General features: G+C 58.9%; 26 protein-coding genes. 11 read left to right on the forward strand and 15 right to left on the reverse strand.

Going from position 1 to position 19,150, the window contains the following annotated elements; translation table 11 throughout:
* Positions 1 to 21: 21 nt before the first annotated feature.
* The 14 genes from BLO50_RS03380 to BLO50_RS03445 form a co-directional block, all read right to left on the reverse strand.
* Complete coding sequence (locus BLO50_RS03380; RefSeq protein WP_090248690.1) at positions 22 to 657, reverse strand: head decoration protein; 636 nt, start codon at positions 655 to 657, stop codon at positions 22 to 24.
* Positions 654 to 1,847: a head maturation protease, ClpP-related gene (locus BLO50_RS03385; RefSeq protein WP_090248692.1), complete on the reverse strand. Its 1,194-nt coding sequence runs from the start codon at positions 1,845 to 1,847 to the stop codon at positions 654 to 656. The genes BLO50_RS03380 and BLO50_RS03385 overlap by 4 nt, the downstream gene beginning before the upstream one ends.
* On the reverse strand, positions 1,844 to 3,295 hold the full coding sequence (locus BLO50_RS03390; RefSeq protein WP_090248693.1) for a phage portal protein: 1,452 nt from the start codon (positions 3,293 to 3,295) through the stop codon (positions 1,844 to 1,846). Before BLO50_RS03390 ends, BLO50_RS03385 begins: the two co-directional genes overlap by 4 nt.
* Positions 3,295 to 3,519 (reverse strand): hypothetical protein, encoded by a 225-nt coding sequence (locus BLO50_RS03395; RefSeq protein WP_090248695.1) that lies wholly within the window; start codon positions 3,517 to 3,519, stop codon positions 3,295 to 3,297. The genes BLO50_RS03390 and BLO50_RS03395 overlap by 1 nt, the downstream gene beginning before the upstream one ends.
* Positions 3,520 to 3,536: 17 nt before the next feature.
* Positions 3,537 to 5,522, reverse strand: a complete 1,986-nt coding sequence (locus BLO50_RS03400; RefSeq protein WP_090248698.1) for a phage terminase large subunit family protein — start codon at positions 5,520 to 5,522, stop codon at positions 3,537 to 3,539.
* A 3-nt stretch (positions 5,523 to 5,525) separates the two neighbouring features.
* A complete protein-coding gene (locus BLO50_RS03405) occupies positions 5,526 to 6,119 on the reverse strand; it encodes a terminase small subunit (RefSeq protein ID WP_090248700.1) in 594 nt (197 codons plus the stop codon).
* A gap of 184 nt (positions 6,120 to 6,303) precedes the next feature.
* On the reverse strand, positions 6,304 to 7,071 hold the full coding sequence (locus tag BLO50_RS03410; protein ID WP_090248702.1) for a hypothetical protein: 768 nt from the start codon (positions 7,069 to 7,071) through the stop codon (positions 6,304 to 6,306).
* Positions 7,068 to 7,382 (reverse strand): phage holin family protein, encoded by a 315-nt coding sequence (locus tag BLO50_RS03415; RefSeq protein WP_090248704.1) that lies wholly within the window; start codon positions 7,380 to 7,382, stop codon positions 7,068 to 7,070. Before BLO50_RS03415 ends, BLO50_RS03410 begins: the two co-directional genes overlap by 4 nt.
* Complete coding sequence (locus tag BLO50_RS03420; protein WP_090248706.1) at positions 7,375 to 7,767, reverse strand: putative holin; 393 nt, start codon at positions 7,765 to 7,767, stop codon at positions 7,375 to 7,377. Before BLO50_RS03420 ends, BLO50_RS03415 begins: the two co-directional genes overlap by 8 nt.
* Positions 7,768 to 8,046: 279 nt before the next feature.
* A complete protein-coding gene (locus BLO50_RS03425; protein ID WP_090248707.1) occupies positions 8,047 to 8,592 on the reverse strand; it encodes a hypothetical protein in 546 nt (181 codons plus the stop codon).
* Between the two features lie 340 nt (positions 8,593 to 8,932).
* Entirely contained in the window at positions 8,933 to 11,653 is a 2,721-nt protein-coding gene (locus BLO50_RS03430; protein WP_090248709.1) for a DUF5906 domain-containing protein, read from the reverse strand.
* Positions 11,646 to 11,852 carry a TraR/DksA C4-type zinc finger protein gene (locus BLO50_RS03435; RefSeq protein ID WP_090248712.1) on the reverse strand — a complete coding sequence of 69 codons (207 nt, stop codon included), beginning with the start codon at positions 11,850 to 11,852 and terminating at the stop codon, positions 11,646 to 11,648. The genes BLO50_RS03430 and BLO50_RS03435 overlap by 8 nt, the downstream gene beginning before the upstream one ends.
* Complete coding sequence (locus BLO50_RS03440; RefSeq protein ID WP_090248714.1) at positions 11,845 to 12,330, reverse strand: hypothetical protein; 486 nt, start codon at positions 12,328 to 12,330, stop codon at positions 11,845 to 11,847. Before BLO50_RS03440 ends, BLO50_RS03435 begins: the two co-directional genes overlap by 8 nt.
* 243 nt (positions 12,331 to 12,573) lie before the next feature.
* Entirely contained in the window at positions 12,574 to 12,768 is a 195-nt protein-coding gene (locus BLO50_RS03445) for a hypothetical protein (RefSeq protein WP_090248716.1), read from the reverse strand.
* Positions 12,769 to 12,863: 95 nt separating this feature from the next.
* On the opposite strand from BLO50_RS03445, the gene BLO50_RS03450 reads away from it, so the two are divergent.
* From BLO50_RS03450 to BLO50_RS03460, 3 genes are read left to right on the forward strand one after another with little or no spacing between them, the layout of a single operon-like run.
* Entirely contained in the window at positions 12,864 to 13,688 is an 825-nt protein-coding gene (locus BLO50_RS03450) for an XRE family transcriptional regulator (RefSeq protein WP_090248718.1), read from the forward strand.
* Between the two features lie 44 nt (positions 13,689 to 13,732).
* The gene (locus tag BLO50_RS03455) at positions 13,733 to 14,533 is read left to right on the forward strand and encodes a hypothetical protein (RefSeq protein ID WP_090248720.1); all 801 of its coding nucleotides are present in this window, start codon (positions 13,733 to 13,735) and stop codon (positions 14,531 to 14,533) included.
* A complete protein-coding gene (locus BLO50_RS03460; protein ID WP_090248722.1) occupies positions 14,534 to 15,358 on the forward strand; it encodes a DUF3037 domain-containing protein in 825 nt (274 codons plus the stop codon).
* Positions 15,359 to 15,415: 57 nt separating this feature from the next.
* On the opposite strand, the gene BLO50_RS03465 is transcribed toward BLO50_RS03460, so the two are convergent.
* Positions 15,416 to 15,727, reverse strand: a complete 312-nt coding sequence (locus BLO50_RS03465) for a DUF1654 domain-containing protein (RefSeq protein WP_090248724.1) — start codon at positions 15,725 to 15,727, stop codon at positions 15,416 to 15,418.
* Between the two features lie 185 nt (positions 15,728 to 15,912).
* On the opposite strand from BLO50_RS03465, the gene BLO50_RS03470 reads away from it, so the two are divergent.
* The 8 genes from BLO50_RS03470 to BLO50_RS03505 are packed head-to-tail and all read left to right on the forward strand — an operon-like array spanning position 15,913 to position 19,099.
* Positions 15,913 to 16,107, forward strand: a complete 195-nt coding sequence (locus BLO50_RS03470; RefSeq protein WP_090248725.1) for a hypothetical protein — start codon at positions 15,913 to 15,915, stop codon at positions 16,105 to 16,107.
* Positions 16,104 to 16,415: a hypothetical protein gene (locus BLO50_RS03475; protein ID WP_090248726.1), complete on the forward strand. Its 312-nt coding sequence runs from the start codon at positions 16,104 to 16,106 to the stop codon at positions 16,413 to 16,415. Before BLO50_RS03470 ends, BLO50_RS03475 begins: the two co-directional genes overlap by 4 nt.
* Positions 16,412 to 16,942, forward strand: coding sequence for a hypothetical protein (locus BLO50_RS21910; protein ID WP_186343797.1), 531 nt, complete (start codon positions 16,412 to 16,414; stop codon positions 16,940 to 16,942). Before BLO50_RS03475 ends, BLO50_RS21910 begins: the two co-directional genes overlap by 4 nt.
* A 10-nt stretch (positions 16,943 to 16,952) precedes the next feature.
* Positions 16,953 to 17,225, forward strand: a complete 273-nt coding sequence (locus BLO50_RS03485) for a phage antirepressor KilAC domain-containing protein (protein ID WP_090248728.1) — start codon at positions 16,953 to 16,955, stop codon at positions 17,223 to 17,225.
* Complete coding sequence (locus BLO50_RS03490; RefSeq protein ID WP_090248730.1) at positions 17,222 to 17,584, forward strand: hypothetical protein; 363 nt, start codon at positions 17,222 to 17,224, stop codon at positions 17,582 to 17,584. The genes BLO50_RS03485 and BLO50_RS03490 overlap by 4 nt, the downstream gene beginning before the upstream one ends.
* Positions 17,581 to 17,829: a pyocin activator PrtN family protein gene (locus tag BLO50_RS03495; RefSeq protein WP_090248732.1), complete on the forward strand. Its 249-nt coding sequence runs from the start codon at positions 17,581 to 17,583 to the stop codon at positions 17,827 to 17,829. The genes BLO50_RS03490 and BLO50_RS03495 overlap by 4 nt, the downstream gene beginning before the upstream one ends.
* Before the next feature lie 37 nt (positions 17,830 to 17,866).
* Positions 17,867 to 18,214: a hypothetical protein gene (locus tag BLO50_RS03500; RefSeq protein WP_090248734.1), complete on the forward strand. Its 348-nt coding sequence runs from the start codon at positions 17,867 to 17,869 to the stop codon at positions 18,212 to 18,214.
* A gap of 54 nt (positions 18,215 to 18,268) precedes the next feature.
* Positions 18,269 to 19,099: a DUF2303 family protein gene (locus BLO50_RS03505; protein WP_090248736.1), complete on the forward strand. Its 831-nt coding sequence runs from the start codon at positions 18,269 to 18,271 to the stop codon at positions 19,097 to 19,099.
* Positions 19,100 to 19,150 lie beyond the last annotated feature (51 nt).

A 19,150-nucleotide genomic window follows, 5' to 3' on the forward strand; every position in this document is an offset into this window, starting at 1 on the left:
GTGTCGGGGTGGTTCTGAGGGTTATGGGCGTACCACGATACCCAGCGCTGCCAAATCGGCCTTCCCGGGCGCATCCAGCCCTGTGAGTAGCCGCTCGATCACTTCGGCATCACGCACGATGGCTGCGGCAAGAATGTCGTTCTCAGTAGCGTCGACACCCGCATAGAGGATGGCCCCGGCCGTACGACGACCATCGTCGGTGCCGTCATCGTCGTAGGGGGTGTACTCACCGAGGCCGGCCTTGACTGCCAGGTTGAAGCCGTCACCCACTGCGAAATCAGTGCTGCCATCTGCCAGGGTGAAGCTGATGCCGCCGCCGGTGAATGCAGTACCGACAGTGCCCACGCCCACTACAACACCTACCGGGTTGGTCACTTCGAACTGGCCGCCGTTGGCTGCCGTACTGGTAATTTCCAGAACGTAAGTGCCGGTGATGGCAGCCGTGGTCACGCTGGCCGAACCAACCGTGCCGTTGCCTGTATTGCCGGCCTGCGCCGTGGAGATCAGAGCGTTAGCTGCAGTCAGCATGGCCAGCAATGTGCCGGCCGCGAGGATGCCGGAACCTGCACTGATGGTGATATTTGCGCGGCTGCGTTCGCCATTGGCCTCCGAAAGGAGGAATTCACCGGCGTGCACGCCTTCTGTTTTGATGCTCATTGATGCGCTCCTTTCGAGGCATTGGGTTTGCGGCTGGCGTAGACAGCCTTGGGGGTTACTGCGTTGAGCGTCGGCGCCGGGTCATCCGGCAACGGCGGGTGGTTGTTGAGCTCAACCTTGTTGCTATTGGCGAGCAGCTTGTCGAACAGCTTGGCTCGGGCCTGATCGGCATTCAGGCCGTCTTTGATGAACTGCTCGGCCTCGCCGGGGTGCTTGGCCACCACGCAGATATCGCGAACAGCAATGGCGTTTTTCACCGCCGCCTGGACAGCGCCGACACTCTTCAAACCGCAGGCGTTGATGAGCACATGAGCAACGTTGGCTAGACCGGCGGCCTGGCAATCAGCAGTTAGCTGGGCAGCCAGGGCTACCAGGTCAGGGGCTGGTTCCGGATCAGGATCAGTCGGGGGGATCGAGGCGGGTTCGGGTTCCGGGTCAGACGGTTGGTTGCTGACCAGATCCAGTGCCGCCTGAGGCGTATTTCGGTAACGATTGAGGATTTTGCCGTGGGCACTGTTACTAACCTGAGGAAGGCTACCCTCAAGTACTTCGTCCACGAAGCCCATCGATTTTGCTTCGGTTGGTGTCAGCCAGGTCTCTTCATTGATGAGACGCCGAAGCTCCGCTTCATCAATTGTCAAAGGGCGGCGCTGATAGCTGACAACAATGCCATCCAGCGCCTTGTCCATCATGTCCGCCATTTTCCGAAGCTCATCGCTGCCACCAGCTATAAACGTCCAGGGGTTGTGGATCATGAACAGTGCGTTGTCGGCCATTTCCAAACGATGCGCACCACAAGCAGCAACACTGGCGGCGCTGAAGCAGGCACCCACAATCCGAGCAGTGCAACGTTCACCCAGCGCGTTGAGAGTGTTGTGGATAGCAATGCCGTCGAAGAGATCGCCACCGATGCTGTCAAAGAAAACCATCACCGGTGACGTGCCATCGTCCTTAGACTTGAGGTCACGGATAAAGTCGCCGGAGGTGATTCCCCAGTATCCGATCTCGCCGTAGAAGTAGATTTCAATGGTCTTCTGTTCGGCCTCACCGACTGCGCGGATGTTATACCAGTGCTCGGCTTGCAGTTCCGGAGCGCCGATTTTGTTCATGATGCGGGGATGATCGATGGTGCACGCCGCCATCCCCGCCATGGCGCAGGCTAAAGCCAGCGCACTTGGAATTCGTTTCATTTCTGATCCTCTTTTTCGGGTGCCAGGTCGGCGGTGTCAGTGGAGTAGTTGAGGCCGAGCTTTTCGGCGCGCTGATTGTCCTGGGCGTTCTCCTGGTCAATGAGCTCCGCGTCATAGCCGGTGCGCAGCACTTGTTCGCTACGGCTAGTGAGGCCTGCGCGGATTTCCAGAATCTTGCCCTGTGGATCTTGAACGGGATGAATGTAGGTCCAACCTTGCGGAACCCAGCGGGTGCGCAGGTAATCACGGCGGCGGGCTGCGTAGTCCGGCAGACTGACAACGCCCGAGAGCACTGCTGCGTCCATCCAGGCAGCACGGATGGGCCTGCACAGCTGGTGAACGTAAACAGCAAACTGCAGCTGCTCGATGCGCCGCCGGAAGTCGTTGAGCAACACGCGCAACACTCGGTCGCTGATGTCGCCCATATCACCGGTCAACAGTTCATAGGGCAGCTCAACACCCACCGCAGCGGCCTGTAGTTGCTGCCGCATAAAGTCGATATAGGTATTGCCTGCATCCGGCGGGTCAGAGAACTCAACCTCCTCGCCATCGAGCAGTTCCTGCATTGAGCCAGGCTCAAGGGCGACTAGCGGCGAACCGTCACGGTCGGCCTGGACCGGCTGCCCTGTCATCGGGTCTAACGCTGGTGGGCCTTCCGATGCTGGGCGTTTGATGAAGCCGGCGAACAGGTTGCTGACTTCCTGCCTGAACAGCACCGCATCGTCATAGTTGTCCAATGAACGCAGACGCAGCAGCACCGGAGCCAAGCGCGGAATGCCGCGTAGTTGACCGGCATCGACTACTTCATAGATATGCAGCACCTGGTCGGCTGGAACGCGGTGCAGGGTGTTGAAGCGGTACCCGGCCGAGATCGCGTCTCCGGGGTTACTTTGGTACATCCAGTACGCAACCCGCTTGCCGATACTGTTGAACTCAATGCCAGCGCGCACAGTGTTGCCAGCTCGGGTTTTGAAGTTCTTGTCCAACGGCACGAACTCCGCCGGCAGCAATTGCAGCTGCAGGGGAACCGCTAAGCCATCCTCGGGGCGACGAAGACGCAGGCGCACAAAACACTCGCCAGCTTCCTCAACCATGCGACATACCAGCGCCTGTAGGCCGTAAAAATCGGAGCGGTCGTCAGCATCAGCTTCGTCTACCCAGTCCTCCCACAATTGGTGCAGTGCTGAGCGCTGAGCAGCATCGGCCAATTGCGAGCGCGGCACGATACCGGTTCCGATGATGTTGGTTACGCGCTTGGAGATAGCGCTGAACGCATACGGATCATTGCGCACCGCGGCTCTGGCACGCTTACGCAAGGCTGGCAGAGCAGGGATCGCGACGGCGTTGAGTGCGGCGTCTGGGGCGTCCCAACCTTTGGCCCGGCGGCCAGTACCGGCGCCTTCGTAACTGTTGCGGATGCGCTTGGGGGTGTTTCGGATGTGATTCATCAGATGCCTTTGCCCCCGTGGTAAAGCCGCGTAATGCGCGGTCGCCCGTCCTTCGCGGCCGCCTCGCGGCCGGCCTGTTTTGCATACTGTTCTTCCAGCATGCGCAGGCTCGCGAGCTCGGCGCGCTGCACCTCACGGTCGCCCTTACGAAGCCGCTGGCCTTTGCGCAGGACTTCATCGATTTCCGCCCGGACGTTATCCAGACGCTCTTGTGCCGTTGTCATACAGGCCTCGTCTTGGCTCAACGCCGTTTCAGGTAACCGCTACTGGAACTGCGGCGGGTGCCGGTCTTCGCCGGCTGGGGAGCAGGCGTAGCAGCGCGCGACGGCTCAGCCTGGGAAGGCTCTTCGTCGTCTGCCGCACTGGGGACAGGTGCAACACGCTCGCCAAACAAGCTCCCTTGGCCTACTGCCGCGCGCAGGTTGCTCCACTGGGGTTCGTGGTATCGATGCAACCCAAGGAACTGGGCGGCAGCCAGGTTGTAAACCATCAAGTCGAGACCTTCGTTTCTCTCTGACTTAGCCTTCACCCAATCGATACGCTTAAAGCCCTTCACGAAGCGGACTACCTTGCGCTCCGCTACGCACTGGTCGAAGAACTCATCAGGCAAGTCCGCCGAAAAATGCAGCGCACCCGCCCCCTCTTCCAGGTGGTAGCGGTTGTAGATCCAGTCCTTCGCCGTGTCGGTGCCGATCATCCAAAGCTCGGCGCCATGCTTTTCTGTACGGCCGCGCGACGTAACGTCGACCTTGGAAGGACGCTGAGCCACCACGGGGCGACCACGCCGACTGGATCCCTTCACTGCCAGCACATTTCGCCAGCGGCGCAGGCGGGTGAATTGGTACACCTCGTCGGTGTGGTGACCACCAGAGTCGATGCAAACGGCACAGATGGACAAATCCACACCGCTGACATGGCGATATCGACCCTTGAGTTTCTCGTCGAGCAAGGCCCAGGTGCGCTCATCTGCTGGGTCTCCAGGGATCACCTGGAAATCCACCGTCCAGCGTTCCATTCCTTCACCCCACCCCATAACCAGCAGCTCGAGACGGTTATGCTGGGTATCTACTGCGGCTGTTAGGATCAGCGCACCCGCTGGCACCAGGCCGAGCCGGTGGCCTTCTGCCTCGGCACGCTTGCGCAGTTCAGTTGCCTTGGTAATTTCCTCGGCGCTGTCCCAGAGCCTGGAAAGACGGGTGTTGTAGAAAACTTGCATGGAGCCGGGGTCGCCCTTCTCCTGCAACTTCTTGGCTTCGTCGAATTCCTTGGCCATGTCCGTCCAGCTCAACCACCCGGCAGGCGCATACAGTGCGCTCAGGGTGAAGCTGACTGTCTCGCCATCGCCCGGGGCATGCGCGCGCCACTCGCCCGCCGCCAGCATCTTTGCCTTATGGTGTTCTTCGATCAGTGCGCAACCAGGGGTGACACACTGGTACTGCACCATCCGGTAGTTGTCGGTGTATTTGAGACCTTCCCACTCCAGCACCTGCATGGTTCCGCAGTGCGGACACGGCACGTAGTAGTGGCGCTGATCGCCCTGATCGAACAGATCCGAGATGCGAGAGATGCCCTTCAGCGTGGGAGAACTACAGTAGTAGAACTTCGCACGACGGCCGAATGTGGAACCACGAGCCTCAGCCTGTTTTACAGGATCACCGTCGTTGTCGACGTCCAGCTCCCAACGGTCGATCTCATCGCCCAGGATGTACCGGGCTGATAGTTCAGCAAGGTTGGAGGCGGATGCAGCTGTGAGGCAGTACAGGGCACCGCCCTCGAACTCTTTGGTGTCGAGCGTATTCCGCGCATCGCGAGAGCGGGATTTGGCCACTCGCTCCGTCAGGATCGGAACTGCCTTTATCGTTTTGTCGATGCGGCCCGATACGCGCTTGCTCAGCTTCTCAGTGGGCAGCAGCACCAGGATGTTGGCCGGAGCCATGTGGATGCACCCGCCGATCCAGTTCAACGCTACCTGCGTCTTCATGAGCTGGGAGGCGATCATGGTGACCACCCGCTTTGCTGGGTGGACCGGTGACAAGCAGCGCATCACGTCGCGGGCATAGGGTGTGCGATCGGTGTGGTACTTGCCAGGCTCGGCCGCGCCGGTGTCGGCCGGGATCATCTGATACTTGTCGGCCCACTCATCGATCCACAACTCAGGATCGGGCATCAGCCCTCGGCGGTATGCCGCCAGGTACGCGGCGGCACCATCAGCATACTGTTGTTCCATGGCTCAGTTCGGTTCCTTGCCTCCCTGCTCAATCTCAGCATCGAGTTGCAGCAGCCGGTCGGCGTCTTCAAGGGCGCGACGCAGCGCCTGTGTCAGACGCCGTTCAATTTCCCAGGGGTCAGTGAGGGTGACCAGTTCGCCCGCGATCTTCGGCGGGATACCCATCAGCAGGTCACGTAGTGCGCGTGCAGCAGTAAAAGCGGCGGAATCAACAAGCGCCCGCTCGACCAACTCGCCGCGGCTTTTTCGATGCTCGTCCTCAGCCAGCAATGCGAGAGCGAACTCTCGGCGTGCTCGGGCTTTCTGGTAGTCCGGTGGCACTCCCACACCAGTGCCCACCGAATGCAGTGCCGGGCTGGGTTCGGCGTTCGGGGAAATGTGTGCATAAACGCCTTTATCGACACGTTCTTGGTGGTGTCTTTCGACCACACCCACTTTGCTCGGGTCGGCGCTGGCAGCCAGTTTGGCGTCACTCGCATCAGCGTCGACTTTCCCATCGGCTGTGAGTACTAGTCGGCCCTGCTTCACCAGCTTGGAAACATACGCGCGTGACCAGCCGCGCCGATCCGCGTAATCAGCTTTGGTCATCAACGCCATGAGGAATACCTGTTAACCACAATGAACCACAGGGGTTAACCGGATTAACCCTGTTAACTAACTTGCAGGCCCAGCCACTAGAGCGAAAACGTGGCTTGAATTACCCTTGCCGCCTCCAGCGCCCCAGGGGCCCCGGCAGGTTGGGGCCCCGCCCCGGCCCGACAAGTCCGTGTGTGGCACGCCACTAGCCGCGCCTGCCGCGCAGTTTCGGCAGCCGCCCGGACAGTGCATCGGCAATCGCTTTGTCGATGTTCGCTTCAAGCTGTCCATCGTTCTCAGCCACCCGCCGCACCACGTCATGAAACTTGAAGCGCTCGCGGTACTGCGGCTGACGCACGAATGCGAGCACCATCACCACGTCCTTCCCGCGCCGCTCTGCAATGCCGATGGGCGTCTTGCCGCGCCTCAGCACGAAGAACGCCAGTGCGTTCCCCTTACGCAGTGAGCGCTTGCTGTCGGTCGCTGCGTTGTCCGAGCCTGATAGCTTCATCGCCTTGAGGCCGGACAATATCTGCATCATGTGGCCCTTCTGGATGTTCCCGTAGCTATCCAGTCGTGCACCGGCAGCAGGAACAACAAACCGGCCAGCTGGCAGAATCCCCGACTCGCGCAGGTATCCCTCGCTCCGACGCTGGAAGCGCTCGCCCCCTTCAACCTGGGGCATCAGGTAATCCTCAGCACTGAACGGATTCTTGCCACCCGACACGTCCTGCACCCACACCGCCGCCTCAGGTACAGCAGACGGCTTGGCCTGCAGGATGCGGATCGAGTTCAGCGCCCAAGGTGTGGGCCGGTCGAACACGCTGGCCATCTCAACCTGCAACTGCTGCCGCGCCTGGTTGGCAGTGTGGTTAAGCGCATCGGCCAGAGCGCGTGGCGCCAACCCATCACCTAGCCGGGCCAGCGCTGCCAGCGCATCGTCCAGACCATCAGCAGTGATCGACCCTCTCATACACGCCGGCCGGCGCGCCGATCAGTCCAGTCGAGCTGGATGATACGCGCCACGTTCCCGCGCGCCCGATACACCAGCATCAGCACGGCACCCAAGACGATCAGCAGGAATGGCGATATCGCCGGCAAAGGCTGCCGCCCGAACACGGCCAGGCAAACCGAAAGCGCATAACAACCCGTGCCCACAGCCAGCGCGTATGCCAACAAAGAGACTCCAGGCCGATATCGAGCATCACCGCGCCGGTACGAAACAATGCGCAGACAGATCGCGCCGCACATCGCAGCAGCCAGCAGAGTCCAGGGGTCAACCATTACGGCCTCCCGATGCGCCGAACGCCGCGCGCACCACACCAATCACATAGCCCAGCCAACCCGGCAGCTTGCCGCCCTCGACCCATTCCAAGAGGCTGACGCAAACCACCACCGTGAACAGCGCACCGCTAAATGCGACCACGCCCGAGGTTTTTGCCCAGGACTGGCCGACGACTTCAGCGGCGAAGTAGTACCCAAGAATCCAGCTGGCCACGAAGTAGCCGAGCCGTGCCCAACCAGACAGGTTCGCCTTCCACACGATGAAGAACAGCGCACCGGCAAACGCACCAATTACGGCGTTGGCATCAACACCCGGTACTAGGCTGGCAGTGGTAACGCCTACAACACCGCTGGCAGCAATCACTGCGGTCGTGGCATCAGCCATAGCAAAACTCCAATGCCAGGAATGAAAAAGCCCCGCCGATTGGCGAGGCCTTTGAATGAAAGCCCCTTGCGGGGCAGTGACCGGAGCAGGAACCGGTCGGGGCGCACAGCACGTGCTTGGTGTTTATCGCTGACGCAGCAATAAATCTTGGGCACTTTGTACCTCTTGACATGCAACCCCAGCAACCGCGAAAAATCAGCACCCTGCGCGAACCGTGTACGAACCTGCAACGAACTGAGTTAAACCCTGTTCACGACAAACCGCGCCGACGAACGGTAGCTAAGAGGCATCCTTAAACAACCACTGCGCCACCCGGCGATCCAGTTCTCGCTGCTCGGCACGGGAGACTTTCACCGCCTGCCGCCCGCGCTCAACCCGCGCCACTGTGGCAGGCAACTGCTGCTCAGCTTTACGCAAGGCCACCGCCACGCCCGGCAACACCCGCGCCAGTTCAACATGCAGCGCATCCACCCGTGTGCGATACGTGCGCACAGATACGCCCAACCGGTGCGCCTGCTGGGCAACGGGTACCGGCCGCTCTTGGCAGTAACGCACATGCGCCAACTGGACCATGGTGCGGCCAACAACCCCAAGCCCGGCAGGTGCATCAAGCGCCAGGTCATGCAGCGCCTTGTCCACCGCCTGAGCCGCGCGGCTCATCGCCACCCAGCACTCAACCGTCGAGAGGCAGCGACTACCCGGCGCCCTGACTGCGCCGCCCTCATCATCCATCCGGCCAAGCGGTGAAGGGATGCTCACCTCCACTGCAGGGTTCACAGCCTCACGGCCCCAGGCGCAAAGCAGCACCTCCATTGCCTTAATCATTGCGCCACCTCCGGTTTTTGCATCAACCCAACACAAAACGCCCAACCCAACACAAACCCAACACACTTAAAACCCTTACAAATCAACACTTTCAAAGCATCTGTGCTGAGTGTGTTGGGTGTGCTGGGTTTTTGAGTCCTCGCGTAGAGCTTTTTTTGCTGCCGTGATGCTGCTTTATCAGTTGTCGCGCATTTGTGTGCGCATGCGTGCGCGCGCGTACAAACCCAACACACCCAACACACACCCGGCAAAGCCGCGCCGTTGCTGGCCTCAACCTGTGTTGGGTAGGCAAAAGCAACCCAACACACACCCGACACACCCAACACACTTTTAGGCGTAGTCATGCTGCAGCCGCCTTGACGTGATCCCACGCCCCCACGCTCCAGCCCGCAGCCCGCGCGGAATCGCGCCACTTTTCCACCATCACACCCAACTGGGCTGCCGTGAAGGATGGGGCCGGGGAAGGTTCCAAGTCGTGCGGGAAGAAGAACGCACCAAAGCGCCGACTTGTGCCCTCATGCCAGGGGATACTGCGCGTCTTCTCAATCTCAGCGCTCACGAACAGGCTGAACTTCGTTTGGCTCAACGCATGCTCTTTGTTGCGCTGACACCACTCGGTAAACAGCGCGTAGAGGTCAGTGCTCAAACAACCGCCCCACAGCCCGCCGCCAAGTTCACCCACACGCCACAAATGCACAAAGGTCTGCCAACCCGCCCGGCTCAGGGCAACCAAGCGTTCACGCGCCTCGGTTTTGGGTGGGCGCGTGCGCTGGTCAAAGTCGGCCAGGTCAACACCCAACAGCCAGCCATACAGCGCCGCCACCCCGCCATTGCGCAGCTCAGCACCAATCGCCTTTTGCCGCGCAGCAGGCAGGGTTTCTTGTGGCCACATCACCAAAAAGCGGCGATCGCTCTCGCTGATCGGCCACGGCAGGATTTCGTTCGAGAGGAACACCGCATTCATGTGGTTGGCTTCTTCCCAACCGTTGATGAATTTGGACTCCATGCGCACCGTCTTACCGGTGATCAAATGCTTGATCTTGCCCACCTGGTTGTAACGCTGATCGCGGCTCACAACCTCTTCAAACACCGCCCACAGCTTGCGGCTCTGCCATGCGTTGAAGTTGCTCTCAAGCTGCGTCTGCCCAACCGTAGCCGCGTACTGGCCGTACAACTCACCCAGCGCATCCGCAAACAACAGGCTCTTGCCCGAGCCTTCCATGATCGAGTGCATCAGCACCGCCGTATCCATCTTCGCGCCGGGATGCTGCAGCGGATACGCCAACCAGCGCACCAACCAATCGCACGCCGCCTCATCGTGGTTACACAAAAAGCTGATCAGCCAGATCAAGTTCGCGCAGGCCGCATCATCACGCACCGGCTCAAGCGGCAAACCGTCATAGGTGTTGATGTAAACGCTGGGGTCTTTCGTCATCGTCGGGTCAAACACAATGTGGTCAACATCCACCACCCGCCGCTCAGCACTGTTCAACCACAACGCATAAGCATCACCGAGGGCCATCTTCACCGCGCCCTCAGGCACCCGGCGCTTCTTTTGCCGATCCCACACATCCTTGGTGCCATCGATGTACACATAGCGCTCAACCGGCGGCATACCTAAGGCACCGCCCTTCTTGCCGGTCAGCCGCTGGGCCTGCTGGATATCGCGCACCTGGTCAGCACTTACCGCCTTGCGCGTACCATCCACCAGCGCCATCCAATCTTTCGCCAAGGGCTTGCCCACCAACGCCTCAAAGGCTGGCTTCTTCATCAGCAGGGCTTTATCGATATCCCACACCTGCGTAGTGCCTTCCACCAACGCATAGCGCCTTACCACCTGGGCAAGCGCCAGCGCCTCCCCCGCGCCCCCGGTAGTGACGGTGGTGCGATTTTCCGGCGCGCAGTCATCAGATGGGGCGCGGGGAAGATCCACAGCAGGCTCCACGCTCAAAGCCGCCAGCAACTGCTCACGCACGGCATCCAAACCCAACGCCGCGTGCAGATCATTCCAATCCTTGCCATCAACCCCCAGCGGGAAGGCAGCCACGCCGCCGCATTGCGCAGCGGCCAACTCAGCCTTGGTGCGGCCGGGGTTGCCGTCCACGGTGGGGTCATCATCACCGCACAGCACAATGCGCGCGGCTGGGTTAAGTGCACGCAGCGCCGTGGCCACCTTCGGCAGGTTGCCCGAATCAATGCCCGCCACCATCGCCCAGCCGGTGGCCATCTGGCAGCTCGCCGCCGTGGCATAACCCTCGGCCAGGCCAATCACATCAACCTGCGCCAACTCAGCCTCACTCAACCGAGCCAACACATGAAAACAGCCGCTCTTGCGGCCGTACTTCGGAAACAGCTTCTTACCCGTACTGGTCACCTGCTGCAGGCTGTGCAACCGCCCGGCCTCATCGCGCAGCGGCATAATCAAATCACCACGGCGCAACACCAGCATCGACAAATGCGCAGGGCGCGGGTTTGGCACGCTCTTCAAGTAGCGCTGCGCATCCTCACCCACCCACAGCTGGCAGCGCTCGGCTTGGTCATCAATCTCCAGCACCACGGTGTGGCGCATAAAGGCCACACCAAAAGCGCCCACCTGTTTGTTGTCCAGGTAGGCGCTCTTACCGTCTGCTGCTGTGTGTTGCGCCCAAATCACCGCGCACTCGGCGGCAACCTTGGCGCGCATGCGCTCAAGCAACGCCTCATCGGCTTCAATCTCAGCTTGGCGGGCAATGCGGCGGGCTTCGTGCTCACGCGCAAAGCGGCGCTTATCCTCGGCTGTCAGCTCGGTTTTCTCCGGCGTCCAACCGTTATCCATCGCCAGCTTAATCACCGTGCCCAGCCCGGTACCGGCCTTGCGAAAGCTTTTCCACACCGTCTTCGCATCGCTCAACTTGTACCCGGTACCGGACTGGCTCCACGTGTCCCAGGCATCCCAACCGTTGGTGCCAAACTCAGCCTTGATGCCCATCCCAACCTGTACCCAGGTCTCGCGATCAGTCGCGGGGATGAACCGCAGCAGCACGCGCAAATCTTCAAGTGAAACCGGGATCTGATCAGCCACGTTTCAACTCCCGCAGCTGCTGGCAATCAATGCAGCACTGGCAACCCGGTACCGCCACACGGCGCGCCTCAGGTATGTCGCTGCCACACTCAACGCATTCAAGGGCGCTTACGCCCTGGTACTGCACACGGTTGGCCATTGCGGCTACACGCTGCTGCTCTTCGAGTTCCTGCGCGCGCTCAAATTGGTTCTCATCCATGCTGGCAGCCCTCCATTTCCTTGCGCGCCCCAGCCATGATGCCCAGCAGCTTGCCGATCAACGCATAGCCGTGCTCTTCCAGCTTGGCCACCTCTGCAGCCTCCCAACGGCTATCCGCTGCACCGCCTGCCAGGCTGGCCACAAACTCACCCTCTTTGGCCAACAACTTGCCCAGCGCCTGCATGGCATCGCGCGTGGCAGGCACAGGCGTAGGCTCATACGTCACCACCCCATACACCTGCTCAAACCACGCACGCACAGCCGGGCCGCGCACAAGCTGCACAACACGGGAGAGGTCATCGGGGCGTAAGTGGTGGTCCGGGTAAGCACCCGAAAGGCGCTTTTGGAAGGGGCCATACGGTTCGCCAAGAATGGCGCACACCGCCTTATGGCCACCGCGAAAATCACGGCAATCGTTATCGACTGCCACATCCAGCGGCATGACTGGCCCGCTGTAATCGTCGTGCTGATGCTTCATGGTAGTAATTCCTGCCAACTACCATAGCCACAGGCAGGGCCGCGCCCTATCCTATGCCTACAGCAGCCAAAACCCCCTGTGTACGTGCTGTGCCTCGGGGGCTTCGGTTGTTGAGGTGTTGCGGCTGGTAACCGCTCCACCGGAACGCCGTGACCAGGGCTGAAACTTTGGTGAGTGGACTGCCCTGTGTCCCGGCCTCTATTGCACCTGCCGCCGAGGCGTCAGGTTTGTTGCTCGCTCAACCTAAGCCGCCGTTTTTTTGGGTCTAATCACCGAGGTTTCATAAAGGCGCTCAATAGCTTTGCCGGTCTCATACAACACACCAGCGCCCTTTGCCGCTCTATGAATTGTTGGCTGCGTAGTTCCGACAAGATCGGCAATAGCCTTCTGGGAGAGTCCTGTGCCAACCAAGCCTGCGATCATTTCTTGTACGGTCACAGTGACCTCCAATTCGCATTCGTATGACCGATAATACGCAATCGTATTGAATCGAGCAATACACTCAACAAATACGTTTATTTATTGGCTTCGATATGAAAATCGGCGAACGCATTGAAGCGCAGATGAAGCGCAGGGAGTGGAGCGAGGCCGAGCTTGCCCGGCGCGCCTCTATTACTCAGCCCACCGTGCATCGAATCATCAAAGGCGAGTCAAAAAACCCGAGGCAAGACAACATCCAGGCCATTGCCAAGGCCTTTGGTTGTTCGGCCGAATGGCTCTGGACTGGCCAAGGCAAAGCTCCAAGTGGCATTGATGGCAGCCAGGAATCGTCGCCAGCCGGGGCTGCTGCCATAGTTCTCGACATGCTCAAGAAGCACGGCAAGGGATTGACTGAAGAGGCCCAGCAAAAGATCTGCACGGCCGTGACTGAAAGCCTCGCGGAAGCTACATCCAACGTCATCACTGCCGACTTCCGACGCGCCGGCCCGGTTGGCGATGAAATCCGCATAGCGCACTACGACGTCCAGGGCGCGATGGGTTCTGGCGAACTCGTGCACGATTTCCCGGAGATGTTTCGCGACTTGACGGTGAGCCAGCAGCACCTCAAAGAGCTTGGTGTAACCTACAAAGACCCGGCGCACCTGAAGCTGATCACCGGCACAGGCCAGTCCATGACCCCGACCATCCAAGATAAAGACCCTCTGATCAGCGACGCGAGCATCAGGGAGTTCGTGGGCGACGGCATATACGCATTCGCATGGCAGGGCCTGTTCTACATAAAGCGCCTACAGGTGGCTGATTCCGAGCACTTCGAGATGATATCCGACAACCCGAGCCACAAGGATCGGCTGATCAGGATCGACGAGACCTATATTCAGGCCAGGATTCTGCTGGTTTGGAATGCTAAACGGCTATAGTTGTGAAATTTACTCAGCACAGTGCACCTCAAAGGGAACCGAGAATGTCTCAATCCAAACATCTAGGAAAAGCGACAAAAAATACACAGGCTGCTAGTCAAGCCATAGGCAGCCAGAAGAGACTTTTCCCAGTAGACATTCTTACGGAGTACCCAAACAATCAAGGTAGCGCGGACTTACAGCTAATAATCAATGGTCGAGACGGCAGAGATTATGCAGTTAAAAAACCCAGCGACGGGAATGGGAAAATCCCTGCAAGCGAATTTTTTTGTTATGAGCTTGCCTATAGAGTAACAATCCCCACACCTAACTGGGCCTACATAAATTTAACAGATGGTGACCTAGGTTTTGGCTCTGCCTGGGAGGGGGGAGTTAAGTCATTCTCCCCAGCCTTGGTTCTACAGATTCTTCATAATAAAATTAAGGTTAGTAATTTAAAAGTATTTCTAAGCAGGCTTTATGCCTTTGACCTTTTCGTTAACAATGTCGATAGACATTGGGGAAATTACATTTGGCGAGAGGGCTACGATCAAAACCTGATCGCCTTAGCCTTTGATTTCAGCCGCGCGTGCTTCGAGGTTGGCCACACTGGATACGACGCCCTCAGACCTGGGTGTAATACCCAAGAATCGTTCAAGCTGATCAATCTCACTCTAAACTATGATAGGTCAGAAGCTTTAAGGTGTTTAGACATCATCGCCTCGATCACGGCGTCAGAAATAGAGGACATGATTAGTGAAATACCGACAACATGGATGACTGACAAAGACAAAACCAGCTATATTGACTGGTGGGGCTCTCAAGCAAGATTAGACCGAATTGTAATGATCAAGGGGAACATTTGAATGCTAAAGTTCAAATATTCGATTATCAAATACATGCCCGACCCTAGGCGCGGTGAAATCGTCAACGTCGGCCTTGTTGTATTCAAACCCAATCAGCTTGATGTTCACGTCATCAATGCTTCTGCAAAGCTTCGCATGCTTGACGGCTCATCTAGCGTTGACGACATCGAAAGCCTTAAGAGCGCAATGGAAGAAATCGGCGCAATTGCGGGGGACATTGAAACAGCCAAAGGTATTCTTCGCTCATTTAAACTTGCTAGTTTTCTATCGGAAGAAGCGGAGTTCGTGCTGGACAATATAAACCAGTATGACCAACGAGTAAGATCGCTTTTCAATCTTCTTGTAAAGCCACACGCCTCGAAAGAAAGAACCGTCAAAACACATAGAATTTTAACGAACATCAAGGAGCGCTTCGAGTCCCTGGACCTTCTTGCCAAGTCAACTGATGATCTAAGCCGCCACAAGGTTGTATACAACTACCCTTTAAATGAAAAAAGTGGTTTTCATGCGGACTTTCTCTTAAAGAATGGAAAGTTTCATATCACAGAGGCTATTGATTTCAACGTCAATGACTTGAACTCAAAATTTAAAGAAACCTCTTTGAAAATGATGACGTTCATGGAGGGCCGAAAAGCCCTTGGGGAGGATACTGGTAGCTTTTTCGTCTACTCAGCCAGTATGGCCACTAAAAAGGAAATCACCTCTCATTTAAACTTGGCCAGCGACTACAGTGACCAGATTTTCAATCTTGACTGCCCCAAAGAGAACGCAAGATATTTCGATACTATTTGTTCTCTGGCTGGCCAAAACCGGTTGATTCACTGACATTCGAAGCCCGGCCTAGAGCCGGGCTTTTCGTTTCCGGAAATCGCACAGTCAGCACTAGCAGTTTAACTCTTCAGCTCCCGGCACAGCCTTTTCAACATCCGCCACCCGGTCATCGTCGGCGATCGCATCCCAGCGCACAATAACGTCACCATCGGCTGCAAACTCTAAATGCAGTCCGTCTGTCTCCCCTAGCAGCTCCATGAGCCCATCCCACGCCTCGTCCGTATCTGAGTCAAGCCGATGAATCCTCGCCTGGCGTTCTAGCTGCGCCTTGGGCGAGCCGATCATCGCAGACACCCGCAGCCCCAGCTTCTCCAGTGGAGCTAGCTCACGACTTTCCTGCTGTTGGATTTTCTTCTTAGCCATTCGCCTTCGCCTCTCCTTTTGCTGTATGCACATACAGTATTAAATTATGAATACCCCTGCAATCCGGACCTGCAACTTTTCCGATCCATACGGAAACGGCAAATAAATGCATTTGCGTATTGATAAATGCAATACGCTTTCGTATTGTTGCACTCGTACCCCTTACCAAGGTCACGGAGCAACCCATGCACACAGCACAGCACGCCAACACCCGCTGCCCGGTGTACCTACACCCGGCCTGCGCATCCAAACCCGCCACCATTCTCAGCATCCAGCAGGCCACCGGCCAGTTGGTGGTGATCACTGGCACCCGCACCCAGCTCAAACCCGCCACCACCCACGCCGATGACTTCGGCCCGTTTGGGGGTGACGCAGCATGAGCACCAATCAGCTCACCATCGTCTTTCACCAGTTTTTGCAGGCGCTTCTCAACGAAATCAAAGAGTGCCGCCTAGCACCCTATGACTTTGCTGTGGAAAACCGCTGCTACCACGCCCTAGGGCAACTCGCCGCCGCGCTAAATCTGGAAGCCATCGACGGCCAGCAGTACGACCGCCTTTCAGCCCTACTGCTCAACGCCGCAGCGCTACGCAGCGAAGAGCTGCTGACCAAGCAGCCATTGCACAGCCGCCCTGCCTTGTACGCTTACCTGCAAGCCCGGGCCGACAAAAAGCAGGTGGCCGCATGAACTACTACAGCATCCCCCTCGCCAAGCAAGAGCTGCTCTACCACATGCTCCAAGTCGGCGGCGCTGCCACCGTGCACCTGCACAGCCGCGAGCAAGTCATTGAAGCCAGCTTTACCGTTGAGCTCACCGAAGCTCAGGCCATCAGCAAAGTGCAGCTTGGCCAGCACACCGGCACGCTGGCCCTGCGCCGCTCAAACCTTGCCAACCACCTCGCACTGCGCGACTTCATTGAAGACATGGCCAACGGCAGGCATGAAAGCGCAGCGCCACGCCCTGCGTCCGCCTGCCAACCTCTAAACACTGCGCCACTTTGCCAAGCCACGCTCAGCGAGCTAAACCGCGTCACCAAACACGGCGGCAGCTTCAGCCCATGGCAGGGCGCAGTAATCGCGGTGCACGCGCAGCCCGATCACGATGGCCGCACGGCCGTGGTGGTTCTCGGCAACGCCACCCGCATGTTTTGCGGCGGCTCAAGCGCATTGCACCTTGAGCTGGCCGACCACCTCATCCAGCACCAAGCAGCCTGAGGCCACGCCCATGAACCGCGACCTTAACCAGGCTGCCGCCGTGCTCGGCATTGGCCCGCGCAAGCTGCGCGACCAGCTGCGCGAGCGCGGCATCATCAACCACCAGGGCGAACTGGCCTGCCGCTACCGCGACAAAGGCCACCTCTACACCGAAACCCGCAGCCGCTGGAACAAAGCCATCAAAGGCTGGAGCCACTACGGCGTGGTGATAGTGACCGAGGCAGGCATTGGCTGGCTTGCACAGCAGCTCGCCAAGCCCATCGTCCAAAAGGATGCAGCATGACCAGCCCAGCCAACCACGCCATCGGCGCGCTCAAACTGGCCGTGCTGAACATCGACCACCCCGGCGTAGTCGCCCGCAGCACCGTGCAAAGCGCGTGCGCCGAGGCCATTGGCCGCCTGCAAAGCAACCAGCCCCACGCGGACGATCTGGTGCGCCTGTACACCCAGCTCTTCAGCGTCACGCCAGACGGCTACCTGCCCCACGTCACCCTGATTGACAGCACCCCGGCCAAGTTCGGCTGCGTCATCACCGATATCGACGGCAACGTGGTGGATCGCCAAGTGGGCAAAACCATTGAAGGCATCACCGAAATCATCCGCCTGCGCTTCACGCGCCCCAACGCGGAGGCCGCACCGTGAGCAGCACCCTCGAACAACTGCGCAAGCAATACGCAGCCAGCTACATCACGGCCGAGCAACTGCTGGCCGACCACCTGCCCCACATCGGCAGCGTGAACCACCTGCGCCGCAAAATCCGCGCGGGCCACCTTGACCTCAAGCTGCAACAGATCGACCCCAGCTCCAACCGCAGCCCTTGGGTCATCTACCTAACCAACCTGGCCGACTGGCTAGACAAACAAGCCGCCGCATCCGCAGCGGCCTAACCGGCCCACCAAGGCCATCACCACCGAGGCACAGCACATGAAAGCAACCGACACCACAGAGTTTTTGAACTCACTCAACGCCGGCGTATTCGCCCAACAAGTGGGCCGCGCCCTCTCGGACGTAGCAGCAGGCGTTATCGACCACGGCAAAAAGGGCAAGGTCGTACTCACCTTCGAGCTGAGCCAAATCGGCGAAAGCAACCAGGTGAAGATCAACCACAAGCTCGACTTCGCCCAGCCCACCAAACGCGGCACCAAGCGCGAAGACACCGCCCTCGACACGCCCATGTATGTCGGCCCCAACGGCATTGAGTTGTTCCAAAACGACCCAACCGCCCAGCTATTCAACAAGCAAGACACGCCCGTGCGCGCCCAAGAGGTTTAAGCGTCCGCTGCCTGCTTAACGCATCACAGAAATCACTCACCAAGGAACAAACCCATGCTTAACAAAGAAACCTTGCAGCACATCGAAGCCCAAGCACTGGCTGCTGCAGCCAAGCCCATTAGCATCGACGGCGGCAGCAACGTGGTTGTACTGCCCAACTCCGTCAACCTGCACAGCCTCGAACAGTACCAACCAGCCCGCGATCGCTTTCGCGGCGGCTTGAAAACCCAATCCCTGCGCGACTTCAGCAAGTATGTCGAGCGCCACATCCGCGCCGGGCTGGAAATCGAATCGGCGGGCTTTATTGATCAAGACGCCATGTCGGCCACCGTCATCTTCAACCTTGGCAACCCAGACTGGCCCGGCCACGGTGACGACCGCGCCACGCTCACCCTCAAGCCATCCGCTGCCTACACCGCCGTGCAAGCAATTGCGGGCAAAGCCCTTGGCCAGCAAGCCCTAGCCGAATGGCTGGAAGACTGGGCACCGCACATCATCGCCACCGCAAGCGACGAAACGCTGACCATCGCCGCCGCCATCAGCGGCATCCGCAAGATGACCATCAAAGCCACCAGCCAACGTGACAGCTCGGTTGGCGACTTCAGCGCCTCTCGCAGCGCGATGGACGACATTGAGGCCAAAAGCCAAGAAACCCTGCCGCAGGCTTTCATGTTCCAGGTCGTGCCGTTCGAGGGCCTGGGCGAATCCACCATCAACCTGCGCCTGTCGGTCATCACCGGCGAAGCCAACCCCGTGCTCAAGCTGCGCTGGGTGGGCGAAGAGGCACAGCGCGAAGCCTTTGCTATCGAGTTCAAGCACGTGCTTGAGCGCGAGGTAGGCGGCTTTGTACCGCTCACCATCGGCACCTTCGCAATCGGCAACTAACCCCACCCACCCCTGCCGGGCTTACCACCCGGCATCCACCCCAAAGGCACA

The sequence above is a fragment of the Pseudomonas peli genome (assembly GCF_900099645.1).
Taxonomy (GTDB): domain Bacteria; phylum Pseudomonadota; class Gammaproteobacteria; order Pseudomonadales; family Pseudomonadaceae; genus Aquipseudomonas; species Aquipseudomonas peli.

Bases quoted from the DNA above. Each gene is read 5' to 3' on its own strand.
- BLO50_RS03380 (WP_090248690.1), bottom strand. From the start codon at position 657: ATGAGCATCAAAACAGAAGGCGTGCACGCCGGTGAATTCCTCCTTTCG.
- BLO50_RS03385 (WP_090248692.1), bottom strand. From the start codon at position 1,847: ATGAAACGAATTCCAAGTGCGCTGGCTTTAGCCTGCGCCATGGCGGGG.
- BLO50_RS03390 (WP_090248693.1), bottom strand. From the start codon at position 3,295: ATGAATCACATCCGAAACACCCCCAAGCGCATCCGCAACAGTTACGAA.
- BLO50_RS03395 (WP_090248695.1), bottom strand. From the start codon at position 3,519: ATGACAACGGCACAAGAGCGTCTGGATAACGTCCGGGCGGAAATCGAT.
- BLO50_RS03400 (WP_090248698.1), bottom strand. From the start codon at position 5,522: ATGGAACAACAGTATGCTGATGGTGCCGCCGCGTACCTGGCGGCATAC.
- BLO50_RS03405 (WP_090248700.1), bottom strand. From the start codon at position 6,119: ATGGCGTTGATGACCAAAGCTGATTACGCGGATCGGCGCGGCTGGTCA.
- BLO50_RS03410 (WP_090248702.1), bottom strand. From the start codon at position 7,071: ATGAGAGGGTCGATCACTGCTGATGGTCTGGACGATGCGCTGGCAGCG.
- BLO50_RS03415 (WP_090248704.1), bottom strand. From the start codon at position 7,382: ATGGTTGACCCCTGGACTCTGCTGGCTGCTGCGATGTGCGGCGCGATC.
- BLO50_RS03420 (WP_090248706.1), bottom strand. From the start codon at position 7,767: ATGGCTGATGCCACGACCGCAGTGATTGCTGCCAGCGGTGTTGTAGGC.
- BLO50_RS03425 (WP_090248707.1), bottom strand. From the start codon at position 8,592: ATGATTAAGGCAATGGAGGTGCTGCTTTGCGCCTGGGGCCGTGAGGCT.
- BLO50_RS03435 (WP_090248712.1), bottom strand. From the start codon at position 11,852: ATGGATGAGAACCAATTTGAGCGCGCGCAGGAACTCGAAGAGCAGCAG.
- BLO50_RS03440 (WP_090248714.1), bottom strand. From the start codon at position 12,330: ATGAAGCATCAGCACGACGATTACAGCGGGCCAGTCATGCCGCTGGAT.
- BLO50_RS03450 (WP_090248718.1), top strand. From the start codon at position 12,864: ATGAAAATCGGCGAACGCATTGAAGCGCAGATGAAGCGCAGGGAGTGG.
- BLO50_RS03455 (WP_090248720.1), top strand. From the start codon at position 13,733: ATGTCTCAATCCAAACATCTAGGAAAAGCGACAAAAAATACACAGGCT.
- BLO50_RS03460 (WP_090248722.1), top strand. From the start codon at position 14,534: ATGCTAAAGTTCAAATATTCGATTATCAAATACATGCCCGACCCTAGG.
- BLO50_RS03465 (WP_090248724.1), bottom strand. From the start codon at position 15,727: ATGGCTAAGAAGAAAATCCAACAGCAGGAAAGTCGTGAGCTAGCTCCA.
- BLO50_RS03470 (WP_090248725.1), top strand. From the start codon at position 15,913: ATGCACACAGCACAGCACGCCAACACCCGCTGCCCGGTGTACCTACAC.
- BLO50_RS03475 (WP_090248726.1), top strand. From the start codon at position 16,104: ATGAGCACCAATCAGCTCACCATCGTCTTTCACCAGTTTTTGCAGGCG.
- BLO50_RS21910 (WP_186343797.1), top strand. From the start codon at position 16,412: ATGAACTACTACAGCATCCCCCTCGCCAAGCAAGAGCTGCTCTACCAC.
- BLO50_RS03485 (WP_090248728.1), top strand. From the start codon at position 16,953: ATGAACCGCGACCTTAACCAGGCTGCCGCCGTGCTCGGCATTGGCCCG.
- BLO50_RS03490 (WP_090248730.1), top strand. From the start codon at position 17,222: ATGACCAGCCCAGCCAACCACGCCATCGGCGCGCTCAAACTGGCCGTG.
- BLO50_RS03500 (WP_090248734.1), top strand. From the start codon at position 17,867: ATGAAAGCAACCGACACCACAGAGTTTTTGAACTCACTCAACGCCGGC.
- BLO50_RS03505 (WP_090248736.1), top strand. From the start codon at position 18,269: ATGCTTAACAAAGAAACCTTGCAGCACATCGAAGCCCAAGCACTGGCT.